This window comes from Planktotalea arctica, assembly GCF_002105285.1.
Taxonomy (GTDB): Bacteria; Pseudomonadota; Alphaproteobacteria; order Rhodobacterales; family Rhodobacteraceae; genus Planktotalea; species Planktotalea arctica.
The window spans coordinates 177,100-195,289 of the sequence record NZ_MUHR01000006.1 but is presented as its reverse complement, the minus strand read 5'-3'; the positions used below and the strand labels follow the sequence as shown (position 1 = coordinate 195,289).

The 18,190-nt window shown below is 57.7% G+C and carries 17 protein-coding genes; 7 read left to right on the top strand and 10 right to left on the bottom strand.

Annotation, left to right across the window (positions count from 1 at the left end):
• Positions 1-31: 31 nt before the first annotated feature.
• Positions 32-1,366, bottom strand: a complete 1,335-nt coding sequence (locus tag B9P63_RS08220; protein ID WP_085308071.1) for an NAD(P)-binding domain-containing protein — start codon at positions 1,364-1,366, stop codon at positions 32-34.
• Between the two features lie 182 nt (positions 1,367-1,548).
• Here B9P63_RS08220 and B9P63_RS08215 point away from each other — a divergent pair, with 182 nt between their 5' ends.
• Positions 1,549-1,890: a RidA family protein gene (locus B9P63_RS08215; protein WP_085308323.1), complete on the top strand. Its 342-nt coding sequence runs from the start codon at positions 1,549-1,551 to the stop codon at positions 1,888-1,890.
• A 44-nt stretch (positions 1,891-1,934) separates the two neighbouring features.
• Here B9P63_RS08215 and glnT read toward each other — a convergent pair whose 3' ends face one another.
• The 4 genes from glnT to B9P63_RS08195 form a co-directional block, all read right to left on the bottom strand.
• Positions 1,935-3,269: a type III glutamate--ammonia ligase gene (glnT, locus tag B9P63_RS08210; protein ID WP_085308070.1), complete on the bottom strand. Its 1,335-nt coding sequence runs from the start codon at positions 3,267-3,269 to the stop codon at positions 1,935-1,937.
• 74 nt (positions 3,270-3,343) lie between these two features.
• Positions 3,344-4,690: an FMN-binding glutamate synthase family protein gene (locus B9P63_RS08205; protein ID WP_085308069.1), complete on the bottom strand. Its 1,347-nt coding sequence runs from the start codon at positions 4,688-4,690 to the stop codon at positions 3,344-3,346.
• 11 nt (positions 4,691-4,701) lie between these two features.
• Complete coding sequence (locus B9P63_RS08200; RefSeq protein ID WP_085308068.1) at positions 4,702-5,385, bottom strand: GltB/FmdC/FwdC-like GXGXG domain-containing protein; 684 nt, start codon at positions 5,383-5,385, stop codon at positions 4,702-4,704.
• On the bottom strand, positions 5,386-6,315 hold the full coding sequence (locus tag B9P63_RS08195) for a class II glutamine amidotransferase (RefSeq protein WP_085308067.1): 930 nt from the start codon (positions 6,313-6,315) through the stop codon (positions 5,386-5,388).
• A 208-nt stretch (positions 6,316-6,523) separates the two neighbouring features.
• Here B9P63_RS08195 and B9P63_RS08190 point away from each other — a divergent pair, with 208 nt between their 5' ends.
• The 6 genes from B9P63_RS08190 (at position 6,524) to B9P63_RS08170 (ending at position 12,133) form a co-directional block, all read left to right on the top strand.
• Positions 6,524-7,930 (top strand): ammonium transporter, encoded by a 1,407-nt coding sequence (locus tag B9P63_RS08190; RefSeq protein WP_085308066.1) that lies wholly within the window; start codon positions 6,524-6,526, stop codon positions 7,928-7,930.
• Positions 7,931-7,951: 21 nt separating this feature from the next.
• Complete coding sequence (locus tag B9P63_RS19165; RefSeq protein ID WP_176219124.1) at positions 7,952-8,122, top strand: hypothetical protein; 171 nt, start codon at positions 7,952-7,954, stop codon at positions 8,120-8,122.
• Between the two features lie 161 nt (positions 8,123-8,283).
• Complete coding sequence (locus tag B9P63_RS08185; RefSeq protein ID WP_085308065.1) at positions 8,284-9,432, top strand: aminomethyl transferase family protein; 1,149 nt, start codon at positions 8,284-8,286, stop codon at positions 9,430-9,432.
• A gap of 63 nt (positions 9,433-9,495) precedes the next feature.
• Positions 9,496-10,092, top strand: a complete 597-nt coding sequence (locus B9P63_RS08180) for a dimethylamine monooxygenase subunit DmmA family protein (RefSeq protein WP_085308064.1) — start codon at positions 9,496-9,498, stop codon at positions 10,090-10,092.
• Entirely contained in the window at positions 10,089-11,051 is a 963-nt protein-coding gene (locus B9P63_RS08175) for a PDR/VanB family oxidoreductase (RefSeq protein WP_085308063.1), read from the top strand. The genes B9P63_RS08180 and B9P63_RS08175 overlap by 4 nt, the downstream gene beginning before the upstream one ends.
• A gap of 14 nt (positions 11,052-11,065) precedes the next feature.
• A complete protein-coding gene (locus tag B9P63_RS08170; RefSeq protein ID WP_085308062.1) occupies positions 11,066-12,133 on the top strand; it encodes a heme-dependent oxidative N-demethylase family protein in 1,068 nt (355 codons plus the stop codon).
• Positions 12,134-12,169: 36 nt separating this feature from the next.
• On the opposite strand, the gene B9P63_RS08165 is transcribed toward B9P63_RS08170, so the two are convergent.
• From B9P63_RS08165 to B9P63_RS08145, 5 genes are all read right to left on the bottom strand, one after another.
• Complete coding sequence (locus tag B9P63_RS08165) at positions 12,170-12,829, bottom strand: helix-turn-helix domain-containing protein (RefSeq protein ID WP_425439736.1); 660 nt, start codon at positions 12,827-12,829, stop codon at positions 12,170-12,172.
• Between the two features lie 127 nt (positions 12,830-12,956).
• Entirely contained in the window at positions 12,957-13,523 is a 567-nt protein-coding gene (locus tag B9P63_RS08160) for a sarcosine oxidase subunit gamma (RefSeq protein ID WP_176219123.1), read from the bottom strand.
• A complete protein-coding gene (locus tag B9P63_RS08155) occupies positions 13,516-16,455 on the bottom strand; it encodes a sarcosine oxidase subunit alpha family protein (RefSeq protein ID WP_085308061.1) in 2,940 nt (979 codons plus the stop codon). Before B9P63_RS08155 ends, B9P63_RS08160 begins: the two co-directional genes overlap by 8 nt.
• Positions 16,452-16,739, bottom strand: a complete 288-nt coding sequence (locus tag B9P63_RS08150; RefSeq protein WP_085308060.1) for a sarcosine oxidase subunit delta — start codon at positions 16,737-16,739, stop codon at positions 16,452-16,454. Before B9P63_RS08150 ends, B9P63_RS08155 begins: the two co-directional genes overlap by 4 nt.
• Positions 16,739-17,989: a sarcosine oxidase subunit beta family protein gene (locus tag B9P63_RS08145; protein WP_085308320.1), complete on the bottom strand. Its 1,251-nt coding sequence runs from the start codon at positions 17,987-17,989 to the stop codon at positions 16,739-16,741. The genes B9P63_RS08150 and B9P63_RS08145 overlap by 1 nt, the downstream gene beginning before the upstream one ends.
• Positions 17,990-18,190 lie beyond the last annotated feature (201 nt).

Below are 18,190 nucleotides of genomic sequence, written 5' to 3'. Positions count from 1 at the left end.
ATCGACGGGGGGCCGGCCCCCGCCCTTGCGCTTAATTCTGCAAATAGACGTCCAGACTATCATCAAGCGCGTCTTTCCAAGGCGTATGATGCAACGGCGCCATCGTGCCCGTTATGACCGAGGCATAGGCATTGTCGCGGAACGTCATAATATCTCTCATCTTATGGCCCTTCCACGCTTTGAAGGCTTGGCACGCCCCCTCCACATCAAAGCTGGGATAGTCCGTCTCCTCGATCAGCTCTTTGGTGTAATCGCCCTGATACCAGATGCAGGCGTAGTCATCCTCCAGCGCCGCCTCTGCTGCTTGGCGCGCCGCGACATCGGCCACCATCGCCGCGTGATCCGGCAGGGCGATCCGCTCTAAAATCACATCGCGCACCCACCAGGCCTGCGCGTCGAACATGTTGAAGGTGAACCACTGATCCTGCATGCCAAGATAGAACAGCCCCGGTTCATGCACAAAGGTTGTTCCTTTGTACAGGTCATTGCTCGCCAGCACATTCGGCGTTGTCAGGCGCAAGTCATCGGGCAGGAAGGGAAAGTGGTGTTTATATCCTGTGCACAGGATCACCGCATCGACATCCGCCGTGCTACCATCCTTGAACTGGGCTGTGTGGCCTTCCACCTTCATCAACAGCGGCACTTCTTTCCAATTGTCCGGCCATTTGTAGCCCATGGGCGCGGTGCGGTGGCTCACTGTGATGCTCTTGGCTCCGTATTTCCAAAGCTGCGAGCCGATGTCCTCTGCAGAATAAGAAGTTCCAACAATCAGGATATCCTTGCCCGCGAATTCCATCGCGTCGCGGAAGTCATGGGCATGCAATACACGGCCCTTGAAGCTGTCGAAACCATCGAAATGCGGCACATTGGGCGTGCTGAAGTGGCCGGAGGCAACGATCACCTGATCGAAATGCTCCGTATAGGTGCGATCATTCGGCAAATCGCAGACGGTTACGTCAAAGCCTGCACCGCTTTTTTCAATCCAGCGCACGGCAGTCTCGAAACGGATCAGATCGCGCACGCCCGCCTTCTTGACGCGGCCCTCGATGTAATCGAACAGCACTGCGCGCGGCGGGTAGGATGCGATCTGCTTGCCGAAATGCTCCTCAAAGGAATAATCGGCGAATTCCAGACCCTCCTTGGGACCGTTGGACCACAGATAGCGATACATGGAGCCATGTACAGGTTCGCCATATTGATCCAATCCCGTGCGCCATGTGTAGTTCCACAAACCACCCCAGTTGGCCTGCTTTTCAAAGCAGACGATTTCAGGGATATCAGAACCTTTTTCCTTGGCCGACTGAAAGGCGCGCAGTTGCGCGAGGCCCGATGGCCCGGCTCCGATAATGGCGATGCGTTTGGTCATGTAATGCTCTCCTCGAACCTGAAACTCTCCGGTTTCATTCAATCAAAACTATTTACCTTAAGTCAACAAAATTTCCCTTTATGAAAGTATTCGAAACAATTGGCCGTGCCCGCGCGGGTTTGATACGCCCCATGAACACCGCGACAAACAGCCCATACCGATTCACCCAGAAAGGACTACACATGATCGAACGTATAGACACCGGCGAGCGCTCCTCGAAGATCGTCAAGCACAATGGCGTCGCTTACCTCACCGGCCAAGTGGCCGAGGGCGAGACGATCCAGGATCAGGTGCGCACATGCCTGAGCAAGATTGACGCGCTGCTTTTGCAAGCAGGCTCATCACGCGAAAACATGCTGCGCGTAACGATCTGGCTTGCGGATATGAAGGATTTTGCAGGCCTGAACGAGGTCTGGAACGAATGGATTCCCAGCGGCCACGCCCCCGCGCGTGCCTGCGGCGAAGCCAAACTGGCCCGCGCCGAGCTAAAGGTCGAGTTCATCGTCGATGCCGCCTACGATTAAGGCACTAAGGGCGGGGGGCGTGATATCACGCTCTCCCCTTTGGCCTAGATATCCAGCGTATTCGCGCGTTCCCACTCGGAGAAATACGAGACGAAGGAATCCCATTCTTGCATCTTCATCTTGAGGTAGCTGCGCGAGAAATCCGCGCCCATCGCCGCCTTGAGGCCCTCGTCCTTGTCATACGCGCGCAAGGCATCCAGCATATTGAGCGGCAGCAAAGGCGCCCCCGTCACCGTGTGACCCTCAGCATACATATCAATATCATGACGCTGGCCCGGATCCGCCTTTGAGCGCACGCCCGACAGACCCGCCGCGATGATCACCGCTTGCAGCAAATACGGGTTCACCGCCCCGTCGGGCAAACGGAGCTCGAAACGCCCCGGCCCCGGAACGCGCACCATATGGGTGCGGTTGTTGCCCGTCCACGTCACAGTATTGGGTGCCCAAGTCGCCCCCGACATGGTGCGCGGCGCATTAATGCGCTTGTAGCTGTTCACTGTCGGATTGGTGATCGCCGCCAGCGCAGACGCGTGTTTCATAATACCGCCAAGGAAGTGACGCCCCTTTTCGGACAAGCCCAGTTCTGCGGTTTGGTTGCTGCTATTGGCCTCCATCGCGAAGACGTTGGTCTTGGCCGCTTTGCCCGGCGCGTCCCAGACGGAAACATGCGCGTGGCAACCGTTTCCCGTGAGGCCCTCGATAGGTTTGGGCATGAATGTCGCGCGATAGCCGTGCTTTTCAGCGACGCATTTTGTCATGAACTTGAAAAAGCTATGCTTGTCCGCCGTCTTCAAAGCATCATCGAAATCCCAGTTCATTTCCCACTGCCCGTTCGCATCCTCGTGGTCGTTCTGATAGGCACCCCACTCCATTTCCAACATGTAATCGGAAATCTCGCGGATCACATCGAGGCGGCGCATGAAGGCTTGCTGGTCATAGCACGGCTTGGCCGCCGTATCATAGGGATCGCTGATCTGCGTGCCCTCGGGCGTGAGCAAAAAGAACTCCGCCTCGATCCCCGTTTTGACGTGCATGCCCTCTGCGGCAGCCTCTGCGATCAGTTTACGCAGCACGTTGCGCGGGGCTTGCTCCACAGGCTGGCCCTCCATCACGCAATCTGCGGGCACCCATGCGATTTCCTTGTTCCAGGGTAGAATAATCACCGCTTCGGGGTCCGGCACAGCCAACATATCAGGATGCGCAGGCGTGAGATCGAGCCATGTGGCGAAACCTGCAAATCCTGCGCCGTCCTCCTGCATATCCGCAATCGCGCGCGCAGGCACCAGTTTGGCGCGCTGTCCACCGAACAGATCGGTGAAAGAGATCATGAAGTATTTTACGCCGTTCTCTTCGGCAAATTTTGCCAGATCAACTGTCATTTTTTTCGTCCCTGTCGTCTTATTTTATAACAAAAAGGCGCGTGCCGTTGTTGGCCGCGCCTTTGGTAGAAGTACTAGAAACCTGTGCCGGGCTTGCCCGGATACCAGTCGGTCCCGGCAAGCGGCACCTTCGCCATCGCCGCCGCTTCCATCGTCAGCGCGACGAGGTCCTCAGGCTCCAGATTGTGCAGGTGGTTCTTGCCGCAGGCCCGCGCGATCGTTTGCGCCTCCAGCGTCATCACCTTGAGGTAGTTCTTGAGTCGGCGCCCCCCCTCGATCGGGTCAAACCGCTTCATCAACTCGGGATCTTGCGTTGTAATGCCCGCGGGGTCCTTGCCCTCGTGCCAGTCATCATAAGCGCCCGCTGTGGTGCCAAGCGCGTTATACTCCGCCTCCCACTTGGGGTCATTATCCCCAAGCGCGATCAGCGCCGCCGTGCCAATCGCAACCGCATCAGCCCCCAGCGCCATGGCTTTTGCCACATCCGCGCCAGAGCGGATGCCGCCCGAGAGGATCAGTTGCACTTTGCGGTGCATGCCAAGGTCTTGCAGCGCCTGAACCGCAGGACGCACGATAGCCAATGTCGGCTGGCCCACATGTTCGATGAACACATCCTGCGTCGCGGCTGTGCCGCCTTGCATCCCGTCCAGCACGACCGCATCCGCGCCCGCTTTGATTGCGAGGGTCGTGTCGTAATATGGGCGCGCGCCCGCGACTTTCACGTAGATCGGCACTTTCCAACCGGTGATTTCGCGCAGCTCCAAAATCTTGATCTCAAGATCATCCGGCCCCGTCCAATCAGGGTGACGACAGGCAGAGCGCTGGTCGATCCCTTTAGGAAGATTACGCATATGCGCGACGCGATCCGAGATTTTCTGGCCCAGCAACATGCCGCCACCGCCGGGTTTCGCACCTTGACCAACCACGATTTCAATCGCATCGGCTTTGCGCAAATCATCAGGATTCATCCCGTAGCGCGAGGGCAGATATTGATAGACCAGCTTGTTGGAATGGCCACGTTCTTCTGGCGTCATGCCGCCATCGCCTGTCGTAGTGGACGTGCCAGCGGCAGAAGCACCGCGACCAAGCGCCTCTTTCGCAGGACCGGACAAGGCACCGAACGACATGCCCGCAATTGTGATCGGGATATCCAGATGAATGGGGTTTTCAGCGTGCAGGCCACCGATGGTCACGGAGGTCTCGCATTTCTCGCGATACCCCTCCAGCGGGTAGCGAGAGATGGACGCGCCCATGAACAAAAGGTCGTCAAAGCTGGGCACCTTGCGTTTCGCACCGCCGCCCCGAATATCATAGATGCCCGTCGCTGCCGCGCGGCGGATGTCGGAATTTACGTCTTGTGTGAAGGTCGCAGACTGTCGCGGTGACGTGTGCGGGATACCTTTATCGTCATGTGATTTCATCAGTGGTATCCTTAATAAGCGCCAGCATTATCGACGTCGAAATTATAGAGGTTGCGGGCGGAGCCATAGCGCGTGAACTCTTCCGCTTTGAAATCAAAACCCGCCTCATCCAGCAGGCCTTGCAGCAATGTCAGATGCTCTTCGCGCATTTCCTTTTTCTCGCAATCCGCGCCAAGGCTTTTCACCTCGCCGCGCACGAAAAAGCGTGCCTCGTAACAGCTATCGCCCAGCGCGTCGCCTGCATCGCCGCAAACCACCAGATTGCCGGACTGGCCCATGAAAGCGGACATATGGCCGATGTTGCCCTGAACCACGATGTTCACGCCCTTCATCGAAATGCCGCAGCGCGAGGAGGCATTTCCCTTGACCACAATCATCCCGCCATGGGCTGTCGCGCCAAGATACTGGCTCGCGTCGCCTTCAATAATGATCTTGCCGGACATCATGTTTTCGCCCGTTCCCGGCCCCGCAGAGCCGTGAATGTTGATCGTCGCCTGCTGATTCATCCCGCCGCAATAATAGCCAGTCGATCCTTTAACAGTGACTTCGATCGGCGCATCAAGGCCACAGGCAATCGCGTGCGAGCCCTTCGCGTTCTCGATCGTCCATACGGTCTGGTTCGTATCAGCGGCTTGGGCGTGCAGCGCAGCATTCACACCGCGCAGGCCCAATTCTTGTAGGTCAACTGTCTGCATTTATGCTGCTTTCTCTTTGTGCGTAGGGGACGCGTTATGGCTCCAGAAATAGACGGTTGCCGGCTCTGGCTCCCAGACGCGGGCGCTCTCGATGCCCGGCAGATCTACGAGCGCGCGGTACTCCGAGCCAAAGGCGACATATTGATCGGTTTCGGCCATTACCGCAGGCTTGCAGGCGATGGGATCCCGCACGACGCCAAAGCCGTCCTTGGTCCCCACAAGGAAAGTAAAGAACCCGTCCAGATCATCCAGCGCACTTTCCAGCGCTTCGCCAAGGCTTGCCCCCTCGCGCATTTTCCACGTCAGGTAGGCCGCGCCCACCTCCGTGTCGTTCTCGGTCTCGATATGAATGCCCTCGCGGCGCAGCTTACGGCGCAGCGAATTATGATTGGAGAGCGAGCCGTTGTGCACCAAGCACTGATCATCGCCTGTGTTGAACGGATGCGCGCCCATCGTTGTCACGGCCGATTCCGTGGCCATACGCGTATGACCAATGCCATGCGTGCCGGACATTTCCGAAACATTAAAGCGCGCGGCAACATCCTTGGGCAGACCGACTTCTTTATAGATTTCAAGCGTATCACCCCGGCTCATAATGCGCACGTTCGGGCGCAGATCGCCGAGCAGCGCACGCGCGCGCTCAAACGATCCCGCTGGAATGGACAGAACCGCGTGGGTGCTTAGAACCTTCATCGACACAGAGCCGCCCAGCGTTTCGCCCAATGCGCTATCGAGGCCCGCGAAGTCCAGATCGGGCTGATCCGACTGGATCGTCATCTTCGAGCGTCCCTCGGTTTCAGCGCCGTAGATCGCAATGCCGGCGCTATCAGGACCGCGATCCGTCATCGTGATGAGCATAGATGTGAGCATTTTGCCCAACTCCGGTTCAAGACTTTTGTCCTTCAGGAAAAGCCCGACAATTCCGCACATATCAATATCCTCAAAAATTCACCGCTGCACTGACGGCGCTCGACTCAGACGCTAGCACCAAAAAATTTCACGCTCAACTGTTAGGAAACTTTTTTTCACTTAAGGCAAAAAATACTTGGGAAAATCCACGACTCATGTTTTTGTCGCCCTCAGGGCCGGGCGAAACACGACCTGAGCACGCTAAAAAACGACAACCGGAGGGACTACCGTGGAAGAACAAATCGCAGCGCTCGTGGCCAAAGTGGCAGAGCTAGAGGCGGCAAGCGTGGGTGCGAAAATCACCAACGCGATGTTTGCCGAGACTTTTTACTATCTGACAATCCCGCTGATGATCATCATCCACGCGGGATTTCTTGCCTATGAAATGGGCGCATCGCGCATGAAAAACGTACTAAGCTCCGGCGTTAAGAACATTCTCGCCTTCGCGTTCATGATCCCGACCTTTTATTTCTTTGGCTGGTGGGTCTATTGGGGTTTTCCAACTGGCCTCACCTTCTCCGAAGGCCCCGCTGGCATCTCCGGCGCAGCTTACGCCAGCTCGATCGCGCTTGGCTGGGGCGAGAGCGCCCAGTACATGGGTCCGAATATTGCGGATCAAGCCTCCGGCGTGTTCTTTGGCGCGTTCGCCCTTTTCGCAGCGACGACCGCCTCCATCATGTCCGGTGCAGTCATCGAGCGCATCCAGACCGTCGGTTTCATCGTCCTCGCAATCGTTCTTGGCTCTTTCGCTTGGGTCGTTGCGGCGGCGTGGGGCTGGCACGCAGATGGCTGGCTGGTCACCAAGTTTGGCGTACATGACTTTGGCGCGGCAGGACTTGTGCACGCGGTCGCTGGTTTCTTTGCGCTGGGTGTCTTGATCAACCTCGGACCAAGGATCGGCAAGTTCAACGCGGACGGCTCGGCCAACCATATACCGGGCCACAACATGCCACTGACAGTCACAGGCCTGATGCTGATCATCGTCGGTTTCTGGGGCTTCCTCATGGCCTGTGTGATCGTTCCGGGCGAAGCCTGGAGCTGGTTCGCCGATAAACCTTCCACGATCTACGGCACGCCCATCACCCTATCGGCCCTGTCGTTCAACATCCTTATGGCAATCGCAGGCGGTATCATCGGAGCATGGCTGTTAACGCGCGATCCGTTCTGGATGATGTCTGGCGCGCTTGCCGGGATCATCTCGGTCGCGTCCGGCCTTGATATCTACTTCCCTGCCCATGCGTTCCTGATTGCATTCTCTGCGGGTCTTATCCTGAAGCCCTGCGCAGATTGGCTGGAACGGCGCGGCATCGACGATGCGGTGGGCGCGGTAACAGTTCATGGCACCATCGGTCTTTATGGCGTGGTGATGCTGGGTGTCTGGGCATCGGGCTATCCTGCCCTTCAAGGCGCGGCAGGCGACACGCCGACGATCAATCTGATGGGTCAAATCATCGGCGCTGTCGTCTTCTTTCTGTGCGGTTTCGTTCCGGGCTACATCGTGTCCTACATCCTCAAGATGCTTGGCATGTTGCGTATTCCCAAAGGCGCCGAACTTGCCGGCATGGATCATGTGAAGGTTCCCGCCGAGAGCTATCCTGAATGGGGTGCGGACGCGCCCATTACACCTGCTGAATAATCAAACACTAAGGAGAAACACATGTTTCCATATTCTGAAGCCTCTTGGGATGTCGTGGACGGTGCCATGTTCATCGGCTGGGGCACCGCATTGCCCGGGATCACGACCTTTCTTGCGATCGTCGTCTGCATCGCAGTGCTGGTGATCGGAGGGCGCACCGAAGCGGCAAAGACCAAAAAGTTCGACAGTTAAGTCTGCGAAGACACACGAGGGGGGGGGAGCCGCGATTGGCTCCCCCCTTTTTTGGCTTCACCACCTGACAGGAAAAAAAGTTTCACAAGAATGTTGCTTTTTGAAACGCGGTCGGGCTGAATAAGCTCAACAAGACTCACTACAACAAACAGGGGAATCCGATGGCGATCATTTGGAGACATTCGGCACTGGCGCAGCGCCACGCAGCAATCGGCGGCGAGCTTGAGGACTGGAACGGCATGGGAACCGCTTGGTTCTACGATCATACCCCCGAGCGCGCGAAGGCCGATTATGAAGCCGTGCGCACCAAGGCTGGCCTCATGGACGTCTCTGGCCTCAAAAAAGTGCATGTCACCGGACCGGACGCTGCCTATGTCATCGACCGCGTGACGACGCGCAATGTCGAGAAGATCGCGCCGGGGCGCTCGACATACGCGTCCATTTTGAACGCAGATGGCAAGTTCATCGATGATTGCATCATATATCACCTCGCGGTGAATTCATGGCTGGTTGTGCATGGCACCGGTACGGGCATGGAGCAGTTGACCTCCGTCGCAGCGGCCAAGAACTGCACAGTTCTGATGGACGACGATCTGCACGATATGTCGCTGCAAGGTCCGGTCTCTGTCGATCTGCTCGCCAAAGAAATCCCCGGCATTCGCGATCTGGCCTATTTCGGGTTGATGCAAACACGCCTTTATGGCCGCGACGTGATGATCTCGCGCACGGGCTATACCGGCGAGCGGGGCTATGAAATCTTCTGCCGCGCCAAGGATGCCGTGCATCTTTGGGACAGCATTTTAGAGGCAGGCAAGGACATGGGCGTGCGCCCTGTCCAGTTCTCCACCCTCGATATGCTGCGCATCGAGAGCTATCTGCTGTTCTACCCCGGCGATAACTCCGAGACCTTCCCCTTCGACGACGAACCCTGCGGCGACACGCTTTGGGAGCTTGGCCTCGACTTTACGGTCTCGCCCGACAAAATCGGATTTATTGGCGCAGAGAACCATTATGCGACCAAGGGCAAAGAGCGCTTCAAGATTTACGGCGTTCAATTGTCCGACAGCATGGAGCAGATGGAAATGTTTGCCCGCGTGATGCAAGGCGGCAAGGATGTGGGCGTGATTACCTATGGTCTCTCGTCAGATTTGAACGATTATTCCGTCGCCATTGCGCGCCTCTCGCCAGAGGTGGCAAAGGCCGGCACCAAGCTAACGGTGGTACAGCCTGATGGCACGGAACTCGCGGCGACAGCCGAAGAAATGCCGTTTTATGACAAGGACAAGTCAATCCGCACCGCCAAGGGTTGATCGATCAATAACGGGGCGCAAAGCACAGACATGCGCCCCATGACTTACACCGCAGGGTTTTCCATGTCGAAATTCGAATTTCCAAAATCCATCCTGAGCCGCCCCGTCTGGGGCACGCTGGAGCCGCGCAGAGGCCTTCATCACCTGATGATCGCCGACGCCGAGGGCGCAGAAGCGATATTGGATGTTGCGACGCCTGAAATGATGGAAAGCGCGCATATCATCTTTATCCCCAAAGGCACGGACTATGCGAAACGACTGCGCGCGTTGAACCCCGCCCAATTCTATGACGGCCCGTCCTACGCCGCCTCTGTCACGCGCATCCAGCGCGTGTTGCTCGGCGCGAAGATGAGCACGCAGGTCTACCTGTCCGGCACCGAAAGCCTGATGGGCCAAGCCATGCTGGAGTGCACCAATGCAGGTATTCCCCATACCGCAATCCAGACCGAGCATCGCGGTTCTACCGCGCGCCGCATGCAATGCGTGCATTGCAAGGGCTTCACCGAGGACGTGGCGATTGACCCGTTTGTGTGTTCGCACTGCGGGTTAAACCTATTCGTGCGCGATCACTATTCGCGCCGCTATGCGGCCTATCAGGGTGTCTGCGTTGACGCGGAAGATCCCGGAAATGTCCCTCCATCGAAGGGGATATACCCATGAGCGGCGCAGAGAAAATCGACGTCACCGTTACCGAAATTGTTCCCGTGAACGCGCTTGTCAAACGCTTCAAGTTCGAGCGCAGAGATGGTGGCCTTCTGCCAACGTTTTCGGGCGGCGCGCATACGGTTGTTGAAATGAAGGACGGCGATATTACCCGCCTGAACCCCTACTCGCTCATGTCCGATCCGATGGATCAAAGCGCCTACACAATTTCCGTGCGCCGTGATGACGAGGGGCGTGGCGGCTCGCTCTTCATGCACAATAAGGTCAGTGTTGGCGATGAAATGGTTATCAGCTATCCTGTGAACCTGTTCAGCCTCGATTTGCGGGCCAAAAAACATCTGTTCCTAGCAGGCGGTATCGGCATCACGCCCTTCCTCAGCCAGATCAAACAATGCGAGCGCTTGGGCGATGCGTGGGAGTTGCACTATGCCTGCCGCAACGCGGCGCTTGGCTCTTACGTCGATGAACTCACCGCCGCGCACCCCTTTGAGGCGCATGTCTATTATGACGATGAAAAGCAGGTGATCGCGCTTGAGAACCTGCTGAACGGGCAACCCATTGGCACGCATGTTTATGTGTGCGGTCCCAAGGGGATGATCACTTGGGTGCGCGCCACGGCTGAAAAACTCGGCTGGCCGCGCGAGGCGGTGCACTACGAGGAATTCCTCGCGCCGCAACCGGGCAAACCTTTCGAGGTGAGGCTGGCCGTTTCAAACAAGACCATCCAAGTGGGCAAGGACGAAAGCCTGCTGGAAGCGATGGAACGCAGCGGTGTTGATGCGCCCTATCTGTGCCGCGGGGGTGCCTGCGGGCAATGCGAGACGCGGGTGATCGACTATGCGGGTGCCTTTATCCACCGCGATCATTGGCTGGAGGACGATGAACATGCCTCTGGCGAGAAAATCATGCCCTGCGTGAGCCGGTTCGAGGGTAAGACCCTCGTGCTGGACCGATAGGGGGGGACCAAAACATGACAATACAATTCAACGATGAAACCTTTCGCGGCGATTACTCGTTCAAGAACTCCGATTGGGCGATCCAGCGCTTCCCCTTTCCGTTCCATGAGGACAGCTACATGTACTCCGTGAACATGGAGCAGCATCGCGGTGGACCGAAAGGCTCGATCTACGAAAAACGCTTTGACGTGGATGAACACTACCTCGCCGAAATGCGCGACCGCGCGATGGTGCTGGACGATGATCCCCTGCGCTGCCAGTCCCTGCCGCATATGACGCTGGCGGGCTGGGATTTACTGGAACTGATCATGGTCTCCAAATCCGAGGACTATCCCGACCTGTTCGAGTTGCACCGCAATGGCGATCAATGGCGCTGGATCAACAAGCCCATGGGCATTGATGACAGCTTCACTTTCCTTGACGCAGCCACCCTGCCCTATGGTCCAATGGAATACATCACCCGCCAAGCGCAAGGCGATTTCGCCGTTCTGGACCAGCGCGATGACAACTTGTGGATGGACGCAGGCATGATCACCACGCAGGCCGATTGGTCGCTGGATTTCGACATCGGCATGAACTTCTTTGAGTGGCACGCGCCTGTGCCGCTGGCACATGAAAAGGGCATCTTTGTGCGCGCTCTGAAATTCCTTTTGAACATCCAGCAAGGTGCGCCCGCGCGGCGGCTCAACTGGACGATGACAGTCAATCCGCTGCTCGATACATCGCCAGAAAACTACCACAAATGGGGCGTGCAAAAGACTGAAATTACACCGGAGAACATCGGCTCGAAACAGCATTTGCGTGTGGAATTGCAAACCTTCTTCCGTCTGCCGCGCTCCAATGCGCTGGTATTCCCGATCCGCTGCTATCTGTGCAACTTTCAAGACCTGATGAGTATGCCCAAATGGGGGCGCCGTCTGCACCGTGTAATCCGCGATTTACCCGAAGAACTGGCCACTTACAAAGGCTTCATCGACAACCGCCCGATGATGCTGGATTATTTGGAAAAATTCGATGACGGCTTGCCGACCAGCCCCGGCATTTGGCCCGAGTTCGAAACCGAGCCACCTTTGCAGAAATAACGTTCGTAGCCGCCGCGCCGCCGCGACAGGGCCCCTTTAGCCGAGCGATTGCGGATAGCTGATAATGGACAGATAGCGCGCTGGCAGTTCGACCAGACGCTCAGGGCCATGCGGCGCATCCGCGTCAAAAAACAAAGTATCCCCTGGCAAGAGCGCATGCACCTCATCGCCGTGGCGATAATCCACTTTACCCTCAAGCATATAGATCGTCTCAATCCCGCCGTGCTGAAACACTGGAAATACATCCGATTCTTTGGATAAGGTAATCAAATACGGCTCTACGATCACCCCGCTGGTGTTCGCGCCGATGTGTCCAAGCAGATTGTACTGATGTCCTGCGCGTGTGCCATCACGCTCCAGCTCGACGCCTTCGCCCGATCTCGTATGCACCGCCGCGCGCTGCTCTTCAAAGCGGCGGAAAAAGCTGGTCAGCGGCACAGAGAGCGCGTTGGCAAGTGTCTGCAACGTGCTGAGCGAGGGCGACGTATTGCCATTCTCGATCTTGGAGAGCATGCCGATAGAAAGGCCCGTTTGCGACGATAACTCGGCAACGGTGATCTCTTTTTGCTTGCGAAAGGCACGCACCTCGCGCCCGATCGCAATCTCGAGAACCTTTTCTCGATCTTGCGTGCTGGTGCGGTGAGGGTCCTGGCTTAGCTTCACGGCCATCTCGGGTAATATTTTTTCGATATTCATAATATCACCCTTAGCTCCCAATTGCACACTGAAACAAGGCCTCCACATCGCCGCATACGCGACTTAAAGCCCACCCTTATCACAATAGGATAAAAAAATTCCTAAGGATAAACATTTTTAGCCTTGCTCAAAGCGCAGAGCGCATTGCGCTTAACACCGCGTGATGCAGCGACGTCGCCGAAGCGCGCGGTCCAAGGATGCGCACCCAGTCGCTCGGATCACGGCGAAGGACAAAACACCCCAAGTGATGAATGGATGTGCGCTGCGCATCACCCGTTTGCATCTGGCGGATATTGATCGGACACAGCAGTTCTATCACCGCCGCCATCCCCGGCCCGCGCAGATCAAAGCAAGCCCAGGCATCGGTTTGTTCACTCACAGACGCGGTATCGCCAAAGCGCGCTTTAAGCTCTGCCGCCAGATCCTCGTGCGTGTCGAACGGCGCGCCGACCATCCATTGATCCGGCCCCGTCCAGAACGCCGCTTCGGGATCGCGCAGAACGGTGCGGCCAACCTCGGGCACTTGCCCGTCTAGCAAATCTGCCAAATGCGCGCGGCACGCGTCCTCGTGCCCCATGCGCGCATGAACGGAGGCCAGCGCAAGCCCCGGGTTTTCGCTCAGTATCGTACCCGCAACGGTATCGACGCGTGGCTCAAGCCCGCCAAGCGCGGTAATGGCGATAAGATCATGCACGTTGGCGCCCCCCTTCTGGATCAACGAAATGGGCAGAAGTGACTTCCACCTCAACCTCGCTTTTAGTCAAGGGCGAGACCAGTCGCATTTTCTCGCCCATGCGTGCGTCCCCCGATTTGATAAACGCAAGACCGATCATCGAGCCAACCTCGGGCGAGTAGGCCGCAGATGTCACATAGCCCTGATCATGCGCCGCATCGACGGGGCTAGCGGCGGCCATCAAATGCCCGCCTGCGGTGATCTTTTCCGCGCGGTTCAACGGCTTCACACCAACCAGTTTCAACGCATCCTCCTCGTTGAGGCCCGCACGCTCGGACAAAACCGTGCCGATGCTATCCTTCTTCTTGGACACCATCCGCCCCATGCCAAGATTGTTCGCCGTCGTCGTGCCATTCAGCTCATTGCCCGCCGCATGCCCCTTTTCGATCCGCATCACGCCAAGCGCTTCGGTGCCGTATGGAACCACATCGAATTCTTCGCCCGCGGCCATAAGACGGCGCATCAGCGCATCACCGTAGCGCGACGGCACCGCAATCTCGAACGCCATTTCGCCAGAGAAGGAAATCCGAAACAGGCGCGCACGCAGGCCGCCGCAGACGGTGATATTGGCGCAGGCCATGAACTCGAACGCCTCGTTGGATATGTCGAATTCGGGGTCCACGATCTTTTGCAGCAGCGCGCGCGAATTGGGGCCAGCCACCGCATATTGCGCCCAAGCCTCGGTCGTAGATATCAACTGAACATCCGCATCCGGCATCAGGCACTGACGCACAAATTCCATGTGCTGATACACAGGCCCCGCCTTGGCCGTGGTCGTTGTGACGACGAAATGATCCTCGGCAAGGCGCGCGGCGGTGCCGTCATCCATCGCGATCCCGTCCTCGCGCAGCATCAATCCATATCGGACCTTGCCGACCGCCAGTTTCGCAAAAGGGTTACAGTAGAGCTTATTGAGAAAATGTGCTGCATCCGCCCCCTGCACGTCGATCTTGCCCAATGTGGTGCAATCGCACACGCCCACAGAGGCGCGGGTTTGCGCAACCTCGCGGTCCACCGATTGACGCCAATGTGTCTCGCCCGCAATCGGGAACCACTGCGCGCGCAGCCAGTTGCCCACCTCGACAAAGACCGCGCCGCGCTCTTTCGCCCAGACATGCGAAGGGGTCAGACGGGTCGGATGAAACTCCATGCCGCGCATACGCCCCGCAAGCGCGCCAATCGCAACAGGCGTATAGGGCGGGCGGAAAATGGTAGTGCCGACCTCGGGAATGGCTTTGCCCGCAAGCTCTGCCATGATCGCAAGGCCGCCCATGTTGGAGGTCTTGCCCTGATCGGTCGCCATGCCAAGCGTCGTGTAGCGTTTGAGGTGCTCGACAGAGCGGAACCCCTCCTGATGTGCAAGCACTACGTCTTTCACAGTCACATCGTTCTGTTGATCGAGCCATGCGCGTTTGGCCCCCTCAACGAACCAGAATGCCGCCTGTTTGGGCGGTGCATCTTCTGCCATTGGCACATCTGCGGTCTTGATCCCCAGTGCATCGGCTGCACCCTTCGCACCAGAGAGCAATGCACCGTGGGTGGTGAAATCGCCCATTGCAGCGCCAGCAACGCTCATCCCCTGCGGCAAAGATCCACCCGGAACAAAAGCTGAAAGCACACTATCCCACGCCGGGCGTCCGCGTTGATGACAGGTCAGATGCACATTCGGGTTCCACCCGCCCGACATGCCAAGCGCGCTGCATTCAACCGTGCGGCTGCTGCCGTCGGCTAGCTTGACCTCAACAAATGTAAGGCCAAGCCGCCCTTTGGTGTTGCTCACTTCAGCGCCTGCCAGAACCTCATAGTCAAAGGACTGCGGAGCCTGCGCGCGCGTATCAATTACCGCTGCAATCTTTACGCCTTTGGCATGCAGGTCCGCCGCCGTGCGGTGGCCATCATCGCATGAGGTAAAGATCGCCACGCGATGCGCAGGCGTTGCGGCCCAGCGGTTCACATAAGAGCGCATGGCAGAGGCCAGCATAATGCCGGGGCGGTCGTTGTTCTCGAACGCGATAGGACGCTCTGTCGCGCCCGCGCAAAGCAGGGTTTTATCCGCGTAGATGCGCCACAGGATTTGACGTGGCTTGCCCTTGGCGGGCACAGCCAGATGGTCAGACACCCGCTCCACGGCACCGTAAATGCCATGATCGAACGCGCCGATGATGGTCGTGCGCGGCATCAAGCGCACGTTGGGCATGGAGGAAAGCTCGGCAACCGTTTGCGCGGTCCAATCCAGCGCAGACGCACCGCCAATCTCAAGCCGCTCGCTCAGCAACCGCCCCCCAAGCGCGAAATCCTCATCGGCAAGGATCACTTCCTTGCCAGCGCGCCCCGCGCTCAAAGCCGCCATCAGGCCAGACGGCCCTGCCCCGATGATCAGCAGATCGCAGTGACGAAAACCCTTGTCGTACTCATCTGGGTCTTCCTTCATCGACAAAGCACCAAGGCCAGCGGCGCGGCGAATGATCGGCTCGTAGACCTTTTCCCAGAAGGGCGCGGGCCACATAAAAGTCTTGTAATAGAATCCCGCAGCAAGGAAATCAGAGGCGGCATCGTTCACCGCCATCATATCGAATTTCACCGAAGGCCAGCAATTTTGCGAACGCGCGGTGAGACCATGGAACAGCTCTGCCGTCGTCGCCCGCGTGTTCGGCTCTGCGCGCGCGCCGTCTCGCAAGGTGACAAGCGCGTTCGGCTCTTCACTGCCCGCCGTCAATGGACCGCGCGGGCGGTGATATTTGAACGAACGCCCCATAAGGCGCACACCATTGGCGAGCAAGGCAGAGGCCAGCGTGTCGCCGGGGTGGCCAAAGAAGTCCTTACCGTCGAATTTGAATTTGAAACTTGCCGCGCGATCAATCTGGCCGCCGTCCAACCGGTTCACTTGGCTCATTTTGACCGCCCCTTGCTGCGCGCAACATCGCGGGCCATTTCAACCTGTGAAATTTCATGCGTCACCGTGTTGCGCGTAACGACAAGCCAAGAGCGATCGCCCCCCTCATGAAACCACAACTCGCGCAGCCAGCTCGCAGGGTTGTCGCGCAGGTAAGCGTACTCAACAAAATCGCTTGCGGCGGTTTCCGCTTCGGGATCTGGCCGCTCGATCAGGCTGGCATCGCCCATATAAACAAACTCGGAACTGTCGCGCGGGCCAAGGAGGGGGTGATTGATAATCATCAGTGTAAATTGGGCTGATTGCCCATCCCTTTTTCGTCGATCATGTGACCTGTCTTAAAACGGTCGAGGCGATAGGCCGTCGCCGTCTCGTGCGGCGCGTCTTTGGCGAGTAAATGCGCAAAGGTGTAGCCCGAAGCTGGCGTCGCCTTGAAGCCGCCGTAGCACCAGCCGCCATTGAAATAGAGCCCTTCGATATGCGTGCGGTCGATATAGGGCGAGCCGTCCATCGACATATCCATGATGCCGCCCCACATGCGCAAAAGCCGCGCGCGTCCGATCATCGGCATGATCGCCATGCCGCCCTCGCAGACATCCTCAACCACCGGCAAGTTGCCACGCTGCGCATAGGAATTATAGCCGTCCAGATCGCCGCCAAAGACAAGGCCCCCTTTGTCAGACTGGCTCACATAGAAATGTCCCGCACCGAAGGTGATGACGCCGGGCAGCACTGGTTTGAGGCCCTCGGACACGAACGCCTGCAACACATGGCTCTCGATCGGCAGACGCATGCCCGCCATAGCCATCACGCGGCTGGAGTTTCCCGCGACCGCGCAGCCCACCTTGCCCGCGCCAATAAAGCCGCGCGAAGTTTCAACGCCTTTGCACACACCGCCCTCGATGCGAAATCCGGTGACTTCGCAGTTCTGGATAATATCGACCCCGTGGCTGTCAGCGCTGCGCGCATAGCCCCAAGCGACCGCATCATGGCGCACGGTGCCGCCGCGCCGCTGGGCAAGGCCGCCCTTTATCGGGAAGCGTTGATCATCAAATTTCAGGAACGGGTATTCGCGCCGGATCTGTGCCTCGTCCAGATATTCCGCGTCTGCGCCGTTTAGCATCATCGCGTTGCCGCGCCGCACAAACGCGTCGCGCTGCGCATCGGAATGGATGAGGTTCATAATACCGCGCTGGGACACCATTGCGTTGTAGTTCAGGTCTTGCTCCAAGCCCTCCCAGAGCTTGAGCGAGAACTCATAGAACGGCTCGTTCCCGTCCAACAGGTAATTCGAGCGGATAATCGTAGTGTTACGGCCCACATTGCCCCCGCCAATCCAGCCCTTTTCGATCACCGCGATATTTTTCTGACCGTACACCTTTGCAAGGTAGTGCGCGGTGGCAAGACCATGGCCACCGCCGCCAATGATGACGACGTCATAGTGGGGCTTTGGATCAGGCTCGCGCCACGCAGGTTTCCAACCTTTGTGACCGCTTAGGGCCTCTTTGATCACCTTGAATCCAGAATATCGCATGTGCCTCGGGCCTCCAGCGCCCACAGTCCTCAAAACGCGCACCCAGAGGATGCTGAAATGCGACAAAGCTTGCGCCCATTTGGACAAATTTTGTGCAATTCCAACAAACCAAACCATTTGAAATCGCTACACACAAGAAAAAAACTTGATTGAGAGGAAAAAAGAGGGACACTGACAAATATTGCCATACCGTCGCATGCA

Coding starts and splice junctions, on each gene's coding strand:
- B9P63_RS08220 (WP_085308071.1), bottom strand. CDS start 1,366: ATGACCAAACGCATCGCCATTATCGGAGCCGGGCCATCGGGCCTCGCG.
- B9P63_RS08215 (WP_085308323.1), top strand. CDS start 1,549: ATGATCGAACGTATAGACACCGGCGAGCGCTCCTCGAAGATCGTCAAG.
- glnT (WP_085308070.1), bottom strand. CDS start 3,269: ATGACAGTTGATCTGGCAAAATTTGCCGAAGAGAACGGCGTAAAATAC.
- B9P63_RS08205 (WP_085308069.1), bottom strand. CDS start 4,690: ATGAAATCACATGACGATAAAGGTATCCCGCACACGTCACCGCGACAG.
- B9P63_RS08200 (WP_085308068.1), bottom strand. CDS start 5,385: ATGCAGACAGTTGACCTACAAGAATTGGGCCTGCGCGGTGTGAATGCT.
- B9P63_RS08195 (WP_085308067.1), bottom strand. CDS start 6,315: ATGTGCGGAATTGTCGGGCTTTTCCTGAAGGACAAAAGTCTTGAACCG.
- B9P63_RS19165 (WP_176219124.1), top strand. CDS start 7,952: ATGTTTCCATATTCTGAAGCCTCTTGGGATGTCGTGGACGGTGCCATG.
- B9P63_RS08185 (WP_085308065.1), top strand. CDS start 8,284: ATGGCGATCATTTGGAGACATTCGGCACTGGCGCAGCGCCACGCAGCA.
- B9P63_RS08180 (WP_085308064.1), top strand. CDS start 9,496: ATGTCGAAATTCGAATTTCCAAAATCCATCCTGAGCCGCCCCGTCTGG.
- B9P63_RS08175 (WP_085308063.1), top strand. CDS start 10,089: ATGAGCGGCGCAGAGAAAATCGACGTCACCGTTACCGAAATTGTTCCC.
- B9P63_RS08170 (WP_085308062.1), top strand. CDS start 11,066: ATGACAATACAATTCAACGATGAAACCTTTCGCGGCGATTACTCGTTC.
- B9P63_RS08165 (WP_425439736.1), bottom strand. CDS start 12,829: ATGAATATCGAAAAAATATTACCCGAGATGGCCGTGAAGCTAAGCCAG.
- B9P63_RS08155 (WP_085308061.1), bottom strand. CDS start 16,455: ATGAGCCAAGTGAACCGGTTGGACGGCGGCCAGATTGATCGCGCGGCA.
- B9P63_RS08150 (WP_085308060.1), bottom strand. CDS start 16,739: ATGATTATCAATCACCCCCTCCTTGGCCCGCGCGACAGTTCCGAGTTT.
- B9P63_RS08145 (WP_085308320.1), bottom strand. CDS start 17,989: ATGCGATATTCTGGATTCAAGGTGATCAAAGAGGCCCTAAGCGGTCAC.